Origin of the sequence: Rhodopseudomonas palustris BisB18 (assembly GCF_000013745.1) — a bacterium.
GTDB lineage: Bacteria > Pseudomonadota > Alphaproteobacteria > Rhizobiales > Xanthobacteraceae > Rhodopseudomonas_A > Rhodopseudomonas_A palustris_F.
The window spans coordinates 1,049,658-1,068,490 of sequence record NC_007925.1 but is presented as its reverse complement, the minus strand read 5'-3'; the positions used below and the strand labels follow the sequence as shown (position 1 = coordinate 1,068,490).

18 protein-coding genes are annotated in these 18,833 nt (G+C 65.3%); 7 read left to right on the top strand and 11 right to left on the bottom strand.

The window, feature by feature from the left end; genetic code table 11:
* Window positions 1–57 precede the first annotated feature (57 nt).
* From rpoD to RPC_RS24935, 3 genes are all read right to left on the bottom strand, one after another.
* Window positions 58–2,166, bottom strand: a complete 2,109-nt coding sequence (rpoD, locus tag RPC_RS04885; RefSeq protein WP_011471448.1) for an RNA polymerase sigma factor RpoD — start codon at window positions 2,164–2,166, stop codon at window positions 58–60.
* Window positions 2,167–2,432: 266 nt separating this feature from the next.
* A complete protein-coding gene (gene dnaG / locus RPC_RS04880; protein ID WP_011471447.1) occupies window positions 2,433–4,475 on the bottom strand; it encodes a DNA primase in 2,043 nt (680 codons plus the stop codon).
* A gap of 121 nt (window positions 4,476–4,596) precedes the next feature.
* The gene (locus RPC_RS24935; RefSeq protein ID WP_415914795.1) at window positions 4,597–4,887 is read right to left on the bottom strand and encodes a hypothetical protein; all 291 of its coding nucleotides are present in this window, start codon (window positions 4,885–4,887) and stop codon (window positions 4,597–4,599) included.
* Window positions 4,888–5,204: 317 nt separating this feature from the next.
* On the opposite strand from RPC_RS24935, the gene RPC_RS04870 reads away from it, so the two are divergent.
* Window positions 5,205–5,390, top strand: a complete 186-nt coding sequence (locus RPC_RS04870; RefSeq protein ID WP_157043134.1) for a hypothetical protein — start codon at window positions 5,205–5,207, stop codon at window positions 5,388–5,390.
* Window positions 5,391–5,405: 15 nt separating this feature from the next.
* Here RPC_RS04870 and RPC_RS04865 read toward each other — a convergent pair whose 3' ends face one another.
* Window positions 5,406–6,218 carry a transglutaminase-like domain-containing protein gene (locus tag RPC_RS04865; protein ID WP_011471445.1) on the bottom strand — a complete coding sequence of 271 codons (813 nt, stop codon included), beginning with the start codon at window positions 6,216–6,218 and terminating at the stop codon, window positions 5,406–5,408.
* Between the two features lie 2 nt (window positions 6,219–6,220).
* Window positions 6,221–7,111, bottom strand: coding sequence for a transglutaminase family protein (locus tag RPC_RS04860; protein WP_041802455.1), 891 nt, complete (start codon window positions 7,109–7,111; stop codon window positions 6,221–6,223).
* Window positions 7,112–7,210: 99 nt separating this feature from the next.
* Here RPC_RS04860 and RPC_RS04855 point away from each other — a divergent pair, with 99 nt between their 5' ends.
* Complete coding sequence (locus tag RPC_RS04855) at window positions 7,211–8,014, top strand: N-formylglutamate amidohydrolase (RefSeq protein WP_049766062.1); 804 nt, start codon at window positions 7,211–7,213, stop codon at window positions 8,012–8,014.
* Between the two features lie 161 nt (window positions 8,015–8,175).
* The gene (locus RPC_RS04850; RefSeq protein WP_011471442.1) at window positions 8,176–9,216 is read left to right on the top strand and encodes an IS110 family transposase; all 1,041 of its coding nucleotides are present in this window, start codon (window positions 8,176–8,178) and stop codon (window positions 9,214–9,216) included.
* A 339-nt stretch (window positions 9,217–9,555) separates the two neighbouring features.
* Here RPC_RS04850 and RPC_RS04845 read toward each other — a convergent pair whose 3' ends face one another.
* From RPC_RS04845 to RPC_RS04830, 4 genes are all read right to left on the bottom strand, one after another.
* Window positions 9,556–10,173 (bottom strand): LysE family translocator, encoded by a 618-nt coding sequence (locus RPC_RS04845; protein WP_011471441.1) that lies wholly within the window; start codon window positions 10,171–10,173, stop codon window positions 9,556–9,558.
* Window positions 10,174–10,449: 276 nt separating this feature from the next.
* Window positions 10,450–11,373, bottom strand: coding sequence for a DUF2189 domain-containing protein (locus RPC_RS04840; protein ID WP_011471440.1), 924 nt, complete (start codon window positions 11,371–11,373; stop codon window positions 10,450–10,452).
* A 370-nt stretch (window positions 11,374–11,743) separates the two neighbouring features.
* On the bottom strand, window positions 11,744–12,202 hold the full coding sequence (locus tag RPC_RS04835; protein WP_011471439.1) for a GatB/YqeY domain-containing protein: 459 nt from the start codon (window positions 12,200–12,202) through the stop codon (window positions 11,744–11,746).
* A 146-nt stretch (window positions 12,203–12,348) separates the two neighbouring features.
* Window positions 12,349–13,050, bottom strand: a complete 702-nt coding sequence (locus RPC_RS04830) for an alpha/beta fold hydrolase (protein ID WP_011471438.1) — start codon at window positions 13,048–13,050, stop codon at window positions 12,349–12,351.
* Window positions 13,051–13,207: 157 nt separating this feature from the next.
* Here RPC_RS04830 and carA point away from each other — a divergent pair, with 157 nt between their 5' ends.
* From carA to RPC_RS04815, 3 genes are all read left to right on the top strand, one after another.
* A complete protein-coding gene (gene carA / locus RPC_RS04825) occupies window positions 13,208–14,398 on the top strand; it encodes a glutamine-hydrolyzing carbamoyl-phosphate synthase small subunit (RefSeq protein WP_011471437.1) in 1,191 nt (396 codons plus the stop codon).
* A 286-nt stretch (window positions 14,399–14,684) separates the two neighbouring features.
* The gene (locus tag RPC_RS04820) at window positions 14,685–15,194 is read left to right on the top strand and encodes a PaaI family thioesterase (RefSeq protein WP_011471436.1); all 510 of its coding nucleotides are present in this window, start codon (window positions 14,685–14,687) and stop codon (window positions 15,192–15,194) included.
* A 32-nt stretch (window positions 15,195–15,226) separates the two neighbouring features.
* A complete protein-coding gene (locus RPC_RS04815; RefSeq protein WP_011471435.1) occupies window positions 15,227–15,748 on the top strand; it encodes a cupin domain-containing protein in 522 nt (173 codons plus the stop codon).
* A gap of 141 nt (window positions 15,749–15,889) precedes the next feature.
* On the opposite strand, the gene RPC_RS04810 is transcribed toward RPC_RS04815, so the two are convergent.
* Window positions 15,890–16,417 (bottom strand): Dps family protein, encoded by a 528-nt coding sequence (locus RPC_RS04810; RefSeq protein WP_011471434.1) that lies wholly within the window; start codon window positions 16,415–16,417, stop codon window positions 15,890–15,892.
* Window positions 16,418–16,629: 212 nt separating this feature from the next.
* Between RPC_RS04810 and RPC_RS04805 the strand changes: the two genes are divergently transcribed.
* On the top strand, window positions 16,630–17,325 hold the full coding sequence (locus RPC_RS04805) for a class I SAM-dependent methyltransferase (protein ID WP_011471433.1): 696 nt from the start codon (window positions 16,630–16,632) through the stop codon (window positions 17,323–17,325).
* A 304-nt stretch (window positions 17,326–17,629) separates the two neighbouring features.
* Here the strand turns inward: RPC_RS04805 and RPC_RS04800 are convergent, their stop codons facing one another.
* The gene (locus RPC_RS04800; RefSeq protein WP_011471432.1) at window positions 17,630–18,739 is read right to left on the bottom strand and encodes an ATP-dependent DNA helicase; all 1,110 of its coding nucleotides are present in this window, start codon (window positions 18,737–18,739) and stop codon (window positions 17,630–17,632) included.
* Window positions 18,740–18,833 lie beyond the last annotated feature (94 nt).

Here is an 18,833-nt window from a genome sequence, read left to right as displayed (position 1 = left end):
TCGAGACGCCCGGCACCGCGCTCCGCGCTTGCGCCGGGCTCCTCAGGATGACGCCAGTTAGTTATCCAAGAAGCTCCGCAGCTTCCTCGACCGGCTCGGATGCTTCAGCTTGCGCAGCGCCTTGGCTTCGATCTGCCGGATGCGTTCGCGGGTCACCGAGAACTGCTGGCCGACTTCTTCCAGCGTGTGGTCGGTGTTCATGCCGATGCCGAAGCGCATGCGCAGCACGCGCTCTTCGCGCGGTGTCAGCGACGCCAGCACCCGCGTGGTGGTTTCGCGCAGGTTGCTTTGGATCGCGGCGTCGATCGGCAGGATCGCGTTCTTGTCCTCGATGAAATCGCCGAGATGCGAATCCTCCTCGTCGCCGACCGGGGTCTCCAGCGACAACGGCTCCTTGGCGATCTTCAGGACCTTGCGGACCTTCTCCAGCGGCATGCCGAGCTTTTCGGCCAATTCCTCGGGAGTGGGTTCGCGGCCGATCTCGTTCAGCATCTGCCGCGAGGTGCGCACGATCTTGTTGATGGTCTCGATCATGTGCACGGGAATGCGGATCGTGCGGGCCTGGTCGGCGATCGAGCGGGTGATCGCCTGCCGGATCCACCAGGTGGCGTAGGTCGAGAACTTGTAGCCGCGGCGATATTCGAACTTATCGACCGCCTTCATCAGGCCGATATTGCCCTCTTGAATGAGGTCGAGGAATTGCAGGCCGCGGTTGGTGTATTTTTTCGCGATCGAGATGACGAGACGCAAATTCGCCTCGACCATTTCCTTCTTGGCCTGGCGCGCCTCGCGCTCGCCCTTCTGCACGCCGTGCACGATCTTGCGGAATTCGCCGATCTCGAGCCCGGTGAGAGCGGCCAGCGACTGGATCTCGCCGCGCAGCTCCTTGATGCGGTCCTTTTCGTGGGCGACGAAATTCTTCCAGCCCTTGGCGGAAAGTTTCGACACCCGGTTGAGCCAGCGCGGATCGAGCTCGGAGCCCTGGTAGTTGCGCAGAAAATCTTCGCGGGCGACGCCGTGGCTGTCGCCGAGCCGCAGCAGGCGGCCTTCGAACGAAACCAGCTTCTTGTTGATGTCGTAGAGCTGCTCCACGAGCGAATCGATACGCGCCTGGTTCAGCCGCAGCGACTTCACCTCGACGATGATCTCGTCCTTGAGCTTCTTGTATTTGCGCTCCTGCGCCGGCGACAGCGTCTCGTTCTGCAGCTGGTTGGAGATGTCCTGCTCCTGCAGGCGGCGCAGCTTCTTGTAGTTCTCGGCGATCTTGTCGAAGGTCTCGACCACCTTCGGCTTCAGCTCGGCCTCGATCGCGGCGAGCGACATCTGGTTTTCGAACTCGTCGTCGTCGGCATCGCCATCGGCGGACTCCGAGGATTCCTTGGGCTCGTCGGCCGGGCGCGGCGGCGGCGCGGCGCGGAACGGGGTCGCCGAGGGCGGCGCGGCCGGAGGCGCTGCAACGGCTTCGGCGCCGTCGGCGGCCTCGCCATCGGCGGCGGCGGGGGGCGCGATCAGCGCCGGGTTCATGTTGTTCTTGGCGTCCGGACCCGCATAGGTGGCTTCCAGATCGATGATGTCGCGCAGGAAGATCTTTCCCTCGTTCAATTCATCGCGCCAGATGATGATGGCCTGGAACGTCAGCGGGCTTTCGCAGAGCCCTGCGATCATCGCCTCGCGGCCGGCCTCGATCCGCTTGGCGATGGCGATTTCGCCCTCGCGCGACAGCAGCTCGACGGTGCCCATTTCGCGCAAGTACATCCGCACCGGATCGTCGGTGCGCTCGCCGGGCTCGGACTTCTTGGTCTCGGTGACGGCCTTGGCGGTGACCTCGACCAGTTCGTTGTCGGGCTCTTCCTCGGCCTCTTCCTTGGCGTCCTCTTCGTCGCTGTCGGCATCGTCGGCTTCCGACACGTTGATGCCCATGTCGGAGAGCATCGACATGATGTCCTCGATCTGCTCCGGCGAGGTGGTGTCGGACGGCAGCACTTCATTGAGCTGATCGAAGGTGACGAAGCCGCGCTTCTTGGCCTGCTTGATCATCTTCTTGACGGCTGCGTCGGAGAGGTCGAGCAACGGCGACGGCGCGTCCGGAGCATCCTTTTCCGGCGCGTCGACGACCTTGTCGTCCTTGGTGTCCTTGGTCTGCAGCGTCTTTGCCTTGGTGGCCATTCAATGCTCCTGAAACGCGCTCACGCCGGGGGCGTCGCCCACCCCGCTATGAATTACTATCCGTCTCGACGCGGAAAGGGCGGCGCCCGACCGCGCCACCCCGAAATCAATCTCGCCGGTTTCGCACGTTGAGAAATTTCCCGCCGTTCGCCGGACCTCTTCTAGCCGGAAGATGTTTAACTCTCGATTAACCCTGTTTCTGCAGCCAAATCCCGGATTTGGCGAGTCTTTTTCCGATTCCGGCGACCGCCGGCGGTATCCCTCGATCACACGCTGCGCTGGAACCGGCCGGACGACTCGCCGAAGCCCTCGATCAGCGCCTCGGTGCCATCCACTTCCGCCAGCCGCGCCTTGACGTCACGCAGCCAGCCAAAATTCGCTTCGCTCTGCTGGTCACCCAAGGCCAACTCGGCATCCTTCAATTCCCTAAGTAATGAGTGCCACTGCCGATGCAAGGCAACCAATTGATGCCACGTCGAAAGAACGTCTTCCGGCGCCGCGTCGGGGCCGGCCGCCCACACGTCGTTGGTCGTGATCGCGCGCTCAACGCGTTGAAGTTGCTCGGACAATCCTGCGGCTGCGAGATCCGCGCGGAGTTTCGCGCTGGGCTCGCCGGGAGATCCGGTATGATGATAGTCGTTGGCGAAGGCGGCAATGATCCCGGCGCGCAGCCGATGCGCCTCCGGATGCGCCAGTTCCAGCGCCGCCACCTCCTCCAGCCGGTCGTGCAGCAGCCAAGGATGATTGAGCAGGGTTAACAAAATCAAAGCCTCGCGCCGCGAGATCGCGCTGCGCTGGCCGCGCATGATCGGGCTGGAAGCAAGATCCGGACTGGCCACCTGATAGGGCATCCGGTTGATGGTCTGGCTGCCCGCCGAGACCGCGCCGCGGCCGCCGCGCGGCTGCATGCGGCCGGCCGCGCCGGGGGTAAAAGCAGAACGTTGCGGAAAGCCGCGGCCTGATTCGCCGCCGAAGCCGCCGCCGCCGCCGCCGCGCGGCCCGCCGCGGCCGTAGCCGCCGCGGCCGCCGAAGCCGCCCTGCGGCGCGAACGCCGATCGCAGCCGCTCCGCCATGTCCTGGCGATAATAGCGCCGCAGCACCTCGTCGCGAATGCCGTTGGTGAGTTCGTTGATCCGCGCCTCGAGTGCTGCGCGGCGCTCCGGCGTGGCGAAGCTGCCGCTCTGGATCTCGCGGGTCCACAACACGTCGGCGAGGCCGCGGGCCGAGCCGATCACCTCGTCGATCGCGGCGCGGCCGCCGGAACGCGCCAGATCGTCGGGGTCCTGGCCTTCCGGCAACAGCGCAAAGCGCAGGCTCTTGCCGGGGGCGAGATGCGGCAGCGCCATGTCGGCTGCGCGCCACGCCGCCTTCTGCCCGGCCTTGTCGCCGTCGAAGCACAGGATCGGCTCGTCGGCCATCTTCCACAACAGCTGCAGCTGGTTTTCGGTGAGCGCGGTGCCAAGCGGCGCCACGGTGGCGGCATAGCCCGCGCCGACCATGGCGATGACGTCGACATAGCCTTCGACCACGATCAGCGGCGCGCCGTCATGCGCCGCAGCGCGGGCCACCGCCAGATTGTAGAGGTTGTCGCCCTTGTGAAACAGCGGGGTTTCCGGCGAATTCAGGTACTTCGCCGGAACGTCCTTTTCCAGCGCGCGGCCGCCGAACGCGATCACCCGGCCGCGCACGTCGGCGATCGGAAACATCACCCGGTCGCGGAACCGATCGAACGGCACCGGGATGTCTTCGCCCGAGATCAGCAGCCCGGCCTCGACCATGTCCTCGACCGGAATGCCGAGCTTGCCGAGATGCTCCTTCAGCGCGAAGCGCTCGCCGGGCGCATAACCGATGCGGAATTTCAACTGCGTGGCCGGCGACATCGCGCGGTCGGCGAGATAGCCGCGGGCGCGGGCGCCCTGCCGCGCCGCCAAGGTGTCGGCGAAGAATTTTGCGGCGAGGTCCATCACGTCGTAGAGCGATTTGCGGCGTTGCTCCTGCCGCGCGGCGTCGGGCGTCACCGCCGGCAGCGGGACGCCTGCCATCTGCGCCAGCCGCTCCACCGCCTCGGTGAAGCCGCAGCCGTCGGTCTCCATCACGAAGCTGATGATGTCGCCGTGCTTGCCCGACGAGAAGTCGTGATAAAATCCCTTCTGGTCGTTCACCGTGAACGACGGCGATTTCTCCTGCTGGAACGGCGACAGCCCCTTCCACTCCCGCCCCGCCTTCTTCAATTTCACGCGGCGGCCAACCACTTCCGAAACCGGAAGCCGGGCGCGCAGTTCGTCGAGAAATTGCGGGGTGAAGCGCATCAGGGTTTTGGGGCTCGATGGGATTAGGGCGGAGCGCCGCCAACCGACCATGGATATAGGGTTTGCGCCGCGAAAGCGAAGGGAGGCCAGGTTGTCCCGGTTATTCACAGGGGGTGGCCCCTCAATCCTCGGAACGCGTCCCGAATTCGCCTGCCAATCGACTTTTGATCACCAGACTGGATTTTCCGCTGTCGTCATAGTGCGGCTCGTTCGGCGCGCGGCGACACGCCGCGATGCCCTCCTCATCGAACACATGCTCAACGATCGCGTAAGGCGGCCCCTCATACCACATCCGATCGTGGTCGAGATCGAGACGGATGGCGGCGATGGTGCGGGTGCCTACATCGGTGCAGCGCCAGCGGCCCGCCTCGGTGAGAAATTCAACACCGATCTGGAAGTCGGAATGCTCCATCTCATCATCCATGACCTGTCTCCACGGTTGACTGAGACACAGATTATCTTGGATGCAGCGGATCTTCAGCCGCGATCTTCAGCCAGGCCTGATCAATTTTCGGCATCGCGCCCGCGCCGCCCGCCACTCCGTCGCTACGTAACTCTCCGAGGGAAGACGGCCGGATTGCATTGGGGCGAATACCTAATCCGCATTTAACCATGTCAGCCGTATCGCACTGCAACCAAATCGAAACGCACCGGGCGTAATCACCACTCCATCAGCCTTTCAGGCAATGGAGCAAGACAATGGTGATCTGTGATCGGTGCAACAAGGCAATGACTGTCGCCGGCGTCGAAAGCTTCGACGGCGTTTATGAAATCCGCGCCTTCGTCTGTACATCCTGCGACCGCGAACGCGGCCTCGCGGTGCCCGGCGTTGAGCGGCACGCCGGCGCGCGCAATTGCGGGCTGATCAACCCGGCCGAATTCGACGCGCCCGTGGCGTTCTCCGCCGCCGCCTGACGACGGTGTCCGCCATCACGCCGGCACCACCTCGTCGGTGACCACCACGAATTTCACCAGATCCATGCGGCCGAAGCTGGTGGTCAGCGCCACGTCGGCGGCGTCGCGCCCGGTCGCCATCAGGACGCGGCCGATCCGCGGGTGATTGTGCCTCGCGTCGAAGGTGTGCCACTGCCCGGACAGATAGGCCTGGAACCAGCCGGAGAAATCCATCGGCGCCGGATCGCGCGGCACCCCGATGTCGCCGAGATAGCCGGTGCAGTAGCGCGCCGGGATGTTCATGCAGCGGCAGAACGTCAGCGCCAGATGCGCGAAGTCGCGGCACACCCCTGCGCCCTCTTGATACACATCATGCGCCGATTTCATGTGATGGGCGTGCTGATAGCCGAACGTCACGTGGTTGTGCACGAAGTCGGTGATCGCCGCGACCCGGGCGAAGCCGGGCGGCGTGTTGCCGAACAGCGACCAGGCGATGTCGGTGAGCTTGTCGGTCTCGCAATAGCGGCTCGGCATCAGATATTGCAGCAGCTCGTCCGGCAATTGTTCGATCGGCACCTGCTGCGCGGTCGGCACCATCACGTCGGGCAAGCCCGAATCGCGCACCAAGGCGTTGCCGTAGAAGGTGATGCCGCCGGCCGGCGCCACCAGCCGGCCGCAGACATTGCCGAAGCCGTCGCGATAGAACCCGATCGGCACGTTCGGCTCGGCGACGATGCGCTCGGTGCCGACGATGTCGGAAAATCGCGACGGGTGGATGCTGAGCATGGTCACCATCGGCGTCGGATTGACCGCCGCGTAGCTGATTTCGAAGCCGACCCTGATTTCCATGGCTACTCCCTCTCCGGCTCGCCGGCTGAGACCACGCGGATGGTGACGTCCATCCCGATGAATTCGTCGGCGCCGCCGAGATAGCTGCCGTGCAGCGGGATCGCCTGGCAGGGATCGCGCGCCACCGCGACGCGCACCAGGTCGCGGCTGCCGACGATGCCGTTGGTCGGATCGAATTCGATCCAGCCGGCGCTCGGCAGATAGACCTGCACCCAGGCGTGCGTCGAGCCGCCGCCGACATAGCCGTGCTCGCGGTCGCCGTGCACGAACAGATAGCCGGAGACGAACCGCGCGGCGATGCCGAGCCTTCGCAGCGCCTCGATCATCAGCAGCGCGAAATCGCGGCAGGTGCCGGAGCCGGTCTGCAGCGTATCCAGCGGATGCTGGGTGCCGCGCTCGTGGCGCTTGCGATAGCTGAAGTTGGCGCGAATGCCGTGGGTCATCTCGCTCAAGATCTTGAAGGTCGGCGTCGGCCCCTCGACGTCGAGGAAGCCGCGCGCCCAGGTCGAGAGTTCGCCGTGGGGGTCGCCATATTGCGGGCGGACGAATTGCACCAGATCGGGAAACTCGTCGTCGTCGTAGCGGAACGGATAGAAATAGGCGGCGTCGTCCGGCGTCAGCGCGAACTCGTCGGTCGGCGCGTGCTCGACGGTGGCGACGGAGTTGAAGCTGAGCGTGGTGGCGCGTTCGTCGAAGGTGGCGATCGCCACGCTGTTGCCGAACACGTCGTGGATCCAGCGCAGCGACATCGGCGGCGGCGAGATATCCAGCTGGCCTTTCAGTACCCGCAGATCGTGGCCGTCGCGCGGCCGCAGCATGATGCGGTGTTCGCCGAACGCCACCGGATGGGAATAGTGGTATTCGGTCTTGTGATGGATGGTCAGCAGCGGCATCTGTGAAGCAATCATGTCGTGACTTTATGCCCTCAAATCTGTACCGATGCCTGCTCAATCGCAAGTCGATCTGCTGCTTCGCTAAGCATGAGTGCCCCCATGATTCAGGACAATGCGCGCGCGTCTGATCTACGCTTCGGAACCGCGGATGTTCCGGTGATCGAGAGAAATGTGGCGGGCCGCTCGCCTTTACTTCTGACCTGCGATCACTACGGTCGCGCGATCCCGCCGCAGCTCGACAATCTCGGCGTCGCGCCCAGCGAACTCGAGCGCCATATCGCCTGGGACATCGGTATCGCCGGGGTCGCGGAAAGACTGGCGGCGGCGCTCGACGCGCATCTGATCGCGCAACGCTACTCGCGACTGGTGATCGACTGCAACCGCCCGCCGCGATCGGCGAGTTCGATTCCGCTGGTCAGCGAATCGACCTTCATCCCCGGCAATCAGGGGCTGACGCAGGACCAGGCCGCGGAGCGGCGGCAATTGATCTTCGATCCTTATCACCGGCGGATCAATCAGGCGATCGACGCCCGGCTCGCCGCAGGCCGGGCCACCGTGCTGGTGTCGCTGCACAGCTTCACGCCGAGCTATGCCGGCGTCGCCCGGCCCTGGCACATCGGCACGCTGTACAACCGCGATACCGTGCTGCCGCCGCTGTTGCTCAAGGCGCTGCGCGAAGAGGCCGAGCTGGTGGTCGGCGACAACGAGCCTTACGGCGTCGACGACGCCACCGACTACACCATTCCGGTGCATGGCGAGCAGCGCGGGTTGATCAACAGCGGCATCGAGATCCGCCAGGATTTGATCGAGAGCGAGGCGGGCCAGGCGCAATGGGCGGAGCGGCTGGCGCGGGCGCTCAGCGAGATCGAGGCGACGCTGCACGGGCGAGGGCTGATCGGTTAGTTGCTCCAAATGAGATTGTCATCCCGGGGCATGAGCAGCGAAGCTGCGAATGCGCCCGGGATCCATAACCCCTGCAGGGGATATGATGGTGTGGACGGCCCCCTACGGCATCGCTTTGTGCCAGAATGAGGTTGTCGCAAACTCAAACATGGGAGCCGTCCATGGAGCAGATTATCCGCATTGGGATGGATACGTCGAAGCATTTTTTCCAGCTGCACGGGGTCGATGCCGCCGAGAAGCCGGTGCTGCGCAAGAAGCTGCGGCGCAAGGAGATGCTGGCGTTCTTCGCCAAGCTGCCGCCGACGCCGATCGGGATCGAGGCCTGCGGTGCGGCGCACTACCTGGCGCGGGAGCTGGGCAAACTCGGCCACGTGGTGAAGCTGTTGGCGCCGCAGCACGTCAAGCCTTACGTCAAGCGCAACAAGAACGACGGGCGCGACGCCGAGGCGTTGTGCGAGGCGATGAGCCGGCCGACGATGGAGTTCGTGCCGGTGAAGACCGCGGAGCAGCAGGCGGCGCTGATGCTGATGGGACTGCGGCAGCAGCTGATCGCAAGGCGTACCCAGCTGAGCAATGCGATTCGCGGTTATGCCGCGGAATTCGGCCTGATCTCGCCGAGAGGTCTCGACAAGATCGAGCCGCTGCTGTTGCGGATCGCGCAGGACGACACCGTGCCGACGCTGGCGCGCGAGCTGTTCGCGCTGCAGGGCCAGGACTACGCGCGACTGCAGAATGAGCTGAAGGTGATCGACGCCAAGCTGTTGGCCTGGCATCGCGCCGACGCCTGCAGCCGGCGGCTGGCGCAGATTCCCGGAGTAGGACCGATCGGCGCCAGTGCGCTGGTGATGAAAACGCCGGTGCCGCAGACCTTCGCCTCGGCCAGGGCCTTTGCGGCCTGGCTCGGCTTGACGCCGAAGGATCATTCCACCGCCGGCAAGCTTCGGCTCGGCACCATCACCCGCGCCGGCGATGAACTGCTACGCAGCCTGTTGGTGGCGGGAGCGACCGCGGTGATCCAGCAGGTGCGCCGTGGCCGCGGCCGGGCGTCGCCGTGGTTGCTGGCGCTGCTGGCGCGCAAGCCGCCCAAGCTCGCGGCGGTAGCGCTCGCCAACAAGATCGCCCGGATCGCCTGGAAGCTGATGCTGACCGGAGAAAATTACGACGGCGCGCGGATGCTGAACGCATCGCCGCACGCCGCCTGAGAGATCGGCCGGCAGGCATTCGCCCGCCGGCCGGGCCGGAGCTGCAAGAGGAGACAGATGGCGCGATCGATCGATCCGAGAGGCGAGACAGTCCGTGGAATCCATTGGCACGTAAAGGTCGTGACTATGTGTGGAGCTCGCGTCGCGGAAACCATCTTGGCCAGCGGTCCAAAGCGACCGCATCAACAGGCCGGACATATGGATGCAAGCGATCCGATCCGACATCAAAAACTCTTGTGGCTCGGGGGCCGTCCACATATGGATTCCGGACTTGCTCGTTCTGACGAACTCGCAATCCGGAATGACGGCTTCCTTGTGTTGATGGACCGAGTCGAACCTTCACCGTGCCCGCGACAGCGCCAGCCACAGCCCGCCGCCGATCAGGAAGCCGCCGGAGATCCGCGACAGCAGCTTGGTGCGGCGCGCCGAGAAGAACCGTCGCGCGCGGCCGGCCAGCACCGCGTAGATCGCGTCGGTGACGCCGGCGATCACCATGAAGGTGGCGCCGAGCAGCGCCACCTGCGGGAAGTGATCCTTCTCCATGTCGACGAATTGCGGAATGAAGGCGCCGAAGAACACCAGCACTTTCGGATTGCTGAGCAGCACCAACAGCCCCTGCAGAAAAAAACCGCCGCGCGGCGGCGGCGGCGGCGTGTCGGCATCCAGCGCGTGCACCGGCGCGCGGATCAGCGCGATGCCGAGCCAGATCAGATAGGCGGCGCCGGCCAGCCGCACCCAATCGAACCAATAGCCCATCGTCGCCATCAGCGAGGTCAGCCCGACCGCCACGATGCCGATCACGATGGTGAAGCCGAGCTGCGCGCCGGCGATGTTGGTCAGCGCCGGGCGGGTGCCGTGGCGCAGCCCGTTGGCGATCACCAGCGTCACCATCGGACCGGGCAACAGCGCCAGCGCGACGCAGGCGGCGAGATAAGCGAGATAGACTTGCAGCGACATGGGGAGCTCGGGTGCGGGGGATCGAGCCGCGATTATGCAATGCCGCGACGGCAATGCAAACCGCGGTTTGCGCAGGGCGAACCAACGCTGAGGTTATGTGCCACTGCGCAAGGCTTGGTGTCCCGGGCGCGGAGCAACGCCCTTCGCGTTGCTCCGCAGAACCGGGACCGTTCCAAGCGCTGCGTTCCGTAACGGCCCCGGATCTGCAGCGCACCACGCCGCGAGTGCGGCGCACTGCGCTGCGTCCGGGGCACAGACGCTGCGCGCGCAGCCCTGTCAGGCCGAGCCGCCGGAGCGAACCGGATCGCCCTCGCCGCGTGGCGCGGTCTCCGCCAGGCGCGGCATGGCGATCACGGTGGCGCCGGCTTGGCCGGCGACCACGTCCGTCGCAACGACATCCGGCGTCTTGGCCGGCGCCGCGACCGCCACCTCCGGCTCGACGATGCGGCGATACAGATGCCAGGTGGCATGGCCGAGCACCGGCAACGTCACCAGCAGCCCGAGGAAATACGGCAGCGCCGAGATCGCCAGCAGCAGCACGATCACGGCGGCCCAGCCGATCATCGGGCCGGGGCTGGTCACCACCGCGCGCACGCTTGTGACCATCGCGGTGACGAAATCGACGTCGCGCTCCATCAGCAGCGGGAACGACACCACGGTGAGCGAAAACAGCACCAGCGCCAGCGCCGCGCCGACGCAATTGCCGACCGCCAGAAATAACAGCCCCTCATTGGTGGTCAGCAGCACGGTGAGAAACTGGCTTAGACTGCCGAACGAGGCGTTGAGCCCGAGGATCAGCGCGATCAACAACCGCACCTGGTACATCCAGACGATGAACACGAACAACGTGACGAACGCCATCCAACCGACCTCGCCGCGGCCGCGCACCGTCGACCAGATCGCCCGCAACGACAGCCGCTCGCCGGCTTCGCGGCGGCGGCTGACCTCGTAGAGTCCGACCGCGACGAACGGGCCGATCAGCGCGAACCCCGCCGCCAGCGGATAGGCCAGATAGACCAGGCCGAACGCGGTGACGCTGAGGGTGATCACAATGCCGCCGATCGCGTAGATCGCGCCGAACGCCAAGCCGAACATCGGCGCCGCTTGAAAGTCGCGCAAACCGCGGTTCAACGCTTCCGCCACGTCGGCGACGCTGATGCGCCGCACCACCGGATCGAGCTTGCCGGAGATCGAGGGCATCGACTCCTCCCAGATGATTAGTTCTTGTTGTTCGTCGCGAGTGTTTGCCTCGCGTTGCGCTGGGTCAATCGCGCGCTGATCGCAAATGCGTGTTGCTGCGCTGCGATGCGCGGAACCGCGCGCGCTCGACCGGCCGGGGTGTATTTAGCCGGGGCAAAGAGTTCCCGTCTCAGCAGCTTTCGGAGCGCGGCGATTGCGCTTCAAGATTCGCACGCCGTCATTCCGGGGCACGAGCAGCGTCAGCTGCGAGCGAGCCCGGAATCTATAACCCCTGTAGGGAGTGTGGATTCCGGACTTGCTCGTTCTTCGAACTCGCAATCCGGAATGACGACTGATTTGGGTTGGCTGCTTCGATCCAGTCGAAACTGCCCTAGCCCGCCGTCAGCGCCGCCTTGACCAACCCGCTGGCCTTGCCGAAATCCATTTGGCCGGCGTATTTCGCCTTCAGGGCGCCGATCACCTTGCCCATGTCCTTGATGCCGGCGGCGCCTTGGTCGGCAATGGTCGCGGCGATTGCCGCCTTGACCTCATCCTCCGACATCTGCTGCGGCAGATAGCCTGAGATGATGGCGATCTCGGCGCGCTCGGCGTCGGCGAGTTCGGCGCGGCCGCCCTTGTCGTAGAGCTCGACGGATTCCTGGCGCTGCTTGATCATCTTCTGCAGCACGCTGAGCAATTCGCCGTCGGCGAGCGGCGGCTTGCCCTGGCCGCGCGCCTCGATGTCGGCGTTCTTGATGGTCGAATTGACCATCCGCAGCGTCGACAGCTTGCGCTCGTCCTTGGCCCGCATCGCGTCCTTGACGGCGTTGTTGATATTCTCGCGCAACATCTAACTCTCCTCACGTTCGTCATTGCGAGGAGCGAAGCGACGAAGCAATCCAGCTCTGCCTCGCAGCCCTGGATTGCTTCGCTTCGCTCGCAATGACGCCTGAATTGTTGCGGCCTGATGTAGACGCTGCGACCGGGTGTGACAACTCAGATCCGCAACCAGTCGAGCAGCGCCGCGGTGGTCTCGCGGGGACGCTCGAGCTGCGGCAGATGCCCGCAATCCGCCAGCGTCACCAGCTTGGCGCCTGCAATGCCGTCGGCCAACTCCACCGACAAGACGTTCGGGATGGTGTTGTCCTGGTCGCCGGTCAGCACCAGCGTCGGGCAGGTGATCTTGGCCAGCGTGGCGCGGGAATCCGAGCGGCCCATGATGGCGACCAGCTGGCGCGTAAACGCCTCCGGGCCGACGTCCTCGGCCGTCGTTTCGACCACGGCCAGCAGTTCGGCGTCGCCATGCCGCGACGGATGCACCAAGCCTGGATACAGCGCTGCCGCCGCCTCGCTATAGCTGCCGGCTTTGATGGCTTCGATCTGGCGGCGGCGGCGCTCCTTGGCCTCGTCGCTGTCCGGCCGCGCCTGGGTGTTGAGCAAGGCGAGCTTGGCCACCCGCTCCGGCGCCTGCCGCATGATCTCCAAGGCGATGTAGCCACCCATCGAATGCCCGGCCAGCGCAAAGCGCGGCGGCGCTTCGGCGAGAATCCGCCGCGCGATCGCCCCGATGGAGTCGTCGCGGAGATGGTTGGCGACGGTCACCGGGCCGTGGCGCCATAGCTGCGGAATCACCGGGGCGTAGATCCGCGGCGAGCCGCCGAGCCCAGGAATCAGCAGAATCGGCATCGAATTGTTCATTTGTCCTCCCGCCGTGCGAACGCTAAGGCGAATCCGCCCCGACCCCCGCGCGGCGCAGCCTAGATGGCGCGGCCCCGCTGTCAAATCTCGCCGAAACCGGCGAATCGCCGGCTTCCGGCTTTGACGGGCGCGGAGCCGTTCATTATGTAATGGGCTCATGACAGCCTCAGAAACCAACAAAGCCTGGCCGGACCACAAACCGACCGCGCTCCTCGTGCTTGCCGACGGCACCGTGTTCGAGGGCTTCGGCCTCGGCGCGGAGGGCCATGCGGTCGGCGAAGTCTGCTTCAACACCGCGATGACCGGCTATGAGGAGATCCTCACCGATCCGTCCTATGCCGGGCAATTGATCACCTTCACCTTCCCGCATATCGGCAATGTCGGCACCAACGACGACGACATCGAGACCGTGAACATGGCGGCGACGCCGGGCGCCCGCGGGGTGATCCTGCGCGCCGCGATCACCGATCCGTCGAATTATCGCTCCTCGCGCCATCTCGACGCCTGGCTGAAGGCCCGCGGCATCATCGGCCTGTCCGGCATCGACACCCGCGCGCTGACCGCGCTGATCCGCAGCAAGGGCATGCCCAACGCGGTGATCGCGCACGCCCGCAACGGCGAATTCGAGCTGCACGCGCTGAAGGAAGAAGCCCGCGAATGGCCCGGCCTCGAGGGCATGGACCTGGTGCCGATGGTCACCTCCGGGCAGCGCTTCACCTGGGACGAGACGCCGTGGATCTGGAACGAGGGTTTCGGCCAACAGACCGCGCCGGAATTCAACGTGGTGGCGATCGATTACGGCATCAAGCGCAACATTTTGCGATTGCTCGCCGGTGAAGGCTGCAAGGTCACCGTGGTGCCGGCGACCACCTCGTCGGAAGACATTCTGGCGATGAAGCCCGACGGCGTGTTCCTGTCGAACGGCCCCGGCGATCCGGCGGCGACCGGCAAATATGCCGTGCCGGTGATCAAGGACGTGATCGCCTCGGGCGTGCCGACCTTCGGCATCTGCCTCGGCCACCAGATGCTGGGTCTCGCGCTCGGCGGCAAGACCGTAAAGATGCATCAGGGCCATCACGGCGCCAACCATCCGGTCAAGGACATCACCACCGGCAAGGTGGAGATCACCTCGATGAACCACGGCTTCGCGGTCGACAAGACCACGCTGCCGGGCAACGTGCAGCAGACCCACGTCTCGCTGTTCGATGACAGCAATTGCGGCATCGCGCTCGCCGACAAGCCGGTGTTCTCGGTGCAGTACCACCCCGAGGCCTCGCCCGGCCCGCGGGATTCGCACTACCTGTTCAAGCGCTTCGCCGATCTGATGCGGGCGAAGAAGAGCGCGTAGGCGGCTGACTGTTCCCGCGCTCTCAGAGTCGTCATCCTGAGGAGCCTGGCGAAGCGCGATAGCGCGAAGCCGGGCGTCTCGAAGGATGACGGACCAAGGCGCCTGCAGCGCATCCTTCGAGGCCGCTCGGACGGCGCTTCGCGTCGTCCAATCGGCTCTCAGGATGACGCCGTTGAAGTTGGCGCGCCGAGCTGATCCGACGACACCCCTGCCTGGCAAATTCGCTGGCGCGGCGGCTCGCCATTTTGTATGATGACCGTCATCATAACAAACTCGGGAGCACGCCATGGACGACCGCGCCTCGCCTGCCATCGCCTACGACGTCACCCCGACCCACGTCATGGCGGCGATGCCGGGGATCGAGTTCGTCCGGGCGATGTTCGCAGGGCGGCTACCGTCGCCGCCGATCATGCAGCACATCGAGCCGTTCGACTGCAGCGCCGAGCCCGGCGTAGTGGTGATCCACAGCATCCCCGCGTTCCGGCACTACAATCCGATCGGCTCGGTGCATGGCGGCTACGCCGCGACCTTGCTGGATTCGGCGATGGGGCTCGCGGTGCATACCATGTTGGCGGCGGGCCAGGGCTACACCACGCTGGAATTCAAGGTGAGCTTCATCAAGGGCATGACCCAGGACAGCGGCGCGGTGCGCACCGAAGGCCGCACGCTCAATGTCGGCCGCCGCACCGCCACCGCGGAGGCGCGGATCACCGACGCCGAGGGCCGCTTGCTGGCGCACGCCACGACGACATGCCTGGTGTTTCCGGTTCCGACGGGAACGTCGGCCGCCGCCTGAAGTTAGTCCGGCGAGCATTCACCGGAGCCAAGATGACCGACACGCGCGACCATATCAAACCGTTGACTTACCTGTTCGAAGACGACGGGCTGGTGCCGAACAACGCGCTGCCGCTGGTGGTTTACAAGCGCGCGATCGAGGTGCCGCGGACCGATCCCGCGCGGAGCATCGAAGAGCTGTTCGGGCGCAACGGCTGGGGGCAGCTGTGGCGCGACGGCGTCTTCGATTTCCAGCACTACCATGCCACGGTGCACGAGGCGCTCGGCGTGGCCCGCGGCCATGCACTGGTGCTGTTCGGCGGCGAACGCGGCGAAGCCGTGCAACTCGGCATCGGCGACGTCGCGATATTGCCCGCCGGCACCGGTCACAAAAGCCTGTTCGCCAGCCACGATTTTCAGGTGGTCGGCGCCTATCCGCCGGGCGATACGATGCAGGTGACGCGGCCGACGCCGGACAGCTACCGCAGAGCCCTGCAGACGATCCCGCAAGTGCCGGTCCCCGCGAGCGATCCGGTGTTCGGCGAGGCCGGACCGCTGACCCGGCTGTGGCGCTGAGGCGTCGTCGTAAATTGGCAACCCGCCACGCGGTCAAACGTTTGATGCGACGACGCCCGGGAAGCGCCCCGGGCATCGTCGCATGAGGGGCAACGCCTGATCATTGTTGTTGTCGTTGCATCAGGCCGGACGCACGCGTGCCTACCCCTCGTTACCGCCCTCCTGACGGCTGGCCTCGAATAGGAACCAGGTGCGGCGCTCGGTCTCGTCGATGAAGTTTTCCAACAGGCTCGCGGTGGCGACGTCCTCGAGCTCGTCGATGACCTTGTGGGCGCTGCGCATCGCGGCGGCGACCTTCTTGTTGTCGTTCATCAATTCAATCAGCATCTGCTGCGGCGGCACATAGGCGTCGTTGTTGTCCTGCAGGGTCTGCAACTTGGCGATGTGACCGATCGAGCGCAGCGTGGTGCCGCCGATCTTGCGCACCCGTTCCGCCAGGAGATCGGTGGTGGCCAACACCTGGTCGGACTGCTCGTCGAGCATCAGGTGATAGTCGCGGAAATGCCGGCCGCTGACGTGCCAGTGGAAATTCTTGGTCTTCAGGTACAGCGCGAAGGCGTCCGCGAGCAGCACGTTCAGCGTCGCGGAGATCTTGTCGACGGCCTGCTGCGGCAGGTCGGAGGGGGTGTCGAGTTCGGCGGCGACATCGGATGTCTTTGATTTGGTCACGATTTACCTTCCTATGACATGGTACAAAACGGAACATTCGGCCGGGCGCAACGAATCGCGTCGCGCACCCCACCGAGCTATTGCGTCAAATTTCACAGAGCAAGCCGACGCTTTCACAAGCCTTCGAAACGCTCTAGACCTCAACGCGCCAAACCGCCGTCGGTTCCAAAATTGGAACAAGGGGTGCGGATCTCAGAACGGGCCAAATCACGATGGACGACTGGATCGACTATTACGACTCCACGCACACGATCTATGTCAGCAAGCTGCACCGCGACGTGCATTTCCGGCAGATCGCCGAGGACATCGTGGGCTATATCCCTTCGGCCGAGGCCACCGTGCTGGATTACGCCTGCGGCGAGGCGCTGTCGGCCGGCCGGGTCGCCGAGGCCTGCGCCCGGCTGATCCTGGCGGAGCCGGCGCCCGGCGTGCGCGGCCGGCTGATCGCCCGCTTCGCGCCCAACATCAAGATCCGGGTGCGCTCGCTCGACGAGTTGCGCAACATGGAGGAGAACTCCGTCGACCTCGCGGTGATGAATTCGGTCGCGCAATATATGACCGCGCAGGAACTCGACACCGCGCTGATGGTGGTCGGCCGGCTCTTGAAGCCCGGCGGGCAGCTGGTGGTCGGCGATATCTTGCGGCCCGACGTCGGCATGGCGCAGGACGTCGCCGCGCTGTTGCGCTTCGCGCTGGCGCACGGCTTCGTCAAGGACGCGCTGTGGGGACTGGCGCGCACCGCGCTGTCGGACTATCGCGAATTGCGCAGCAAGATCGGGCTGCAGCGCTACGCCGAGGCCGAGATGATCGGCAAGCTCACCGCCGCCGGCTTCACCGCGGCCCGCGCGCCGAACAATATCGGGCACAATCCGTCGCGGATGACGTTTGTGGCGACGAAGAAGGATTAGCGCCGCTGCTCCCTCATGGTGAGGAGCGCGCCGCGAGTCAGTCCGCGTTACGCCCCCTCCCTTCGCGTGACGCCCCCTCCCCAACCCTCCCCCGCAAGCGGGAGAGGGAGCGCGCTGCCGCTGGGGCACGCTCAGAATATTTGCCTCCAACGCCAAAGATGTACGGAAACATCGCAACGAACTCGGCGAGCCCCCTCTCCCGCTTGCGGGGGAGGGTTGGGGTGGGGGCTGCTTTCGAAGAGCCCAGTCGCCAAATGGTTTTGCTCGCTTCGCCTCTGTCCGCGAGGGCAGAAGGCAAAGAAGATCAAATCACGATGCTGAGCCGCTTCGCGGCGCGGGTAATGCCGGTGTAGAGCCAGCGGGCGCGGCTTTCCTGGAACGCAAAACTCTCGTCGAACAGCACCACGTCGTCCCATTGCGAGCCTTGGCTCTTGTGCACCGTCAGCACGTAGCCATAGTCGAATTCGTCATAGGGCTTGCGCTGCTCCCACGGGATCTGCTCGATCGCGCCGCCGAAGCAATCGCCGCGCACCGAGACCTTGGTGACGCGGCCGCCGAAATCTTCGTCGGGCGACAACCGCATGGTGATGATCTTCGATTTCGACGCGGCGCGCGCCTTGACCCGCCATAGCCCGCCGTTGAACAGCGCCTTCTTGCGGTTGTTGCGCAGGCAGACCAGCTTGTCGCCGGCCACCGGCAATGGATCCTCGATGTTCAGCCTGAGCCGAAATCGCGTGTTGTAGGCCCGCCGCGTGTTGTTGCGGCCGACCAGCACCTGATCGGCGTTCATCACCCGCTGCGGATCGAGCTCGGTGCGCGAGATCACCTCGCTCTCGCCATAGCGGCCGATGTCGAGGTCGCGACCTTCGCGGACGTCCATCGACAGCCGAACGATCGGATCGTCCTGGGCCTGGCGATGCACCTCGGTCAGCATCACGTCGGGCTCGCAATCGGTGAAGAAGCCGCCGCCCTGGATCGGCGGCAGCTGCGCCGGATCGCCGAGCACCAACAGCGGGCAATCGAACGACATCAGATCGCGGCCCAATTCCTCGTCGACCATCGAGCATTCGTCGATCACGATCAGCTTGGCCTTCGAGGCCGGGGCGTCGTCCCACAGCTCGAAACTCGGCTGTTCGACGCCGCTCTCGCGAGTGCGGTAGATCAAGGAATGGATGGTGGAGGCGTTGTCGCAGCCCTTGTTGCGCATCACCAGCGCGGCCTTGCCGGTGAAGGCGGCGAATTTCACCTCGCCGTTGACGCCGTCGGCGATGTGGCGCGCCAGCGTGGTCTTGCCGGTGCCGGCATAGCCGAACAGCCGGAATACCGGCGGCGTCGAGCCGCGGCCGGGCTTGGCCTTCAGCCAATCGGCGACGGCTTTCAGCGCGGAGTCCTGGTGCGGGGTGAATGTGGGCATGCGGTCTCGGAGTGCCGGCAGGGAAGCTGCCGCGATTCGGCTTCCGCAAGCTAACCATTCAGGCGGGCAGTGCAAGCCGCCCGGGCGGCACAAC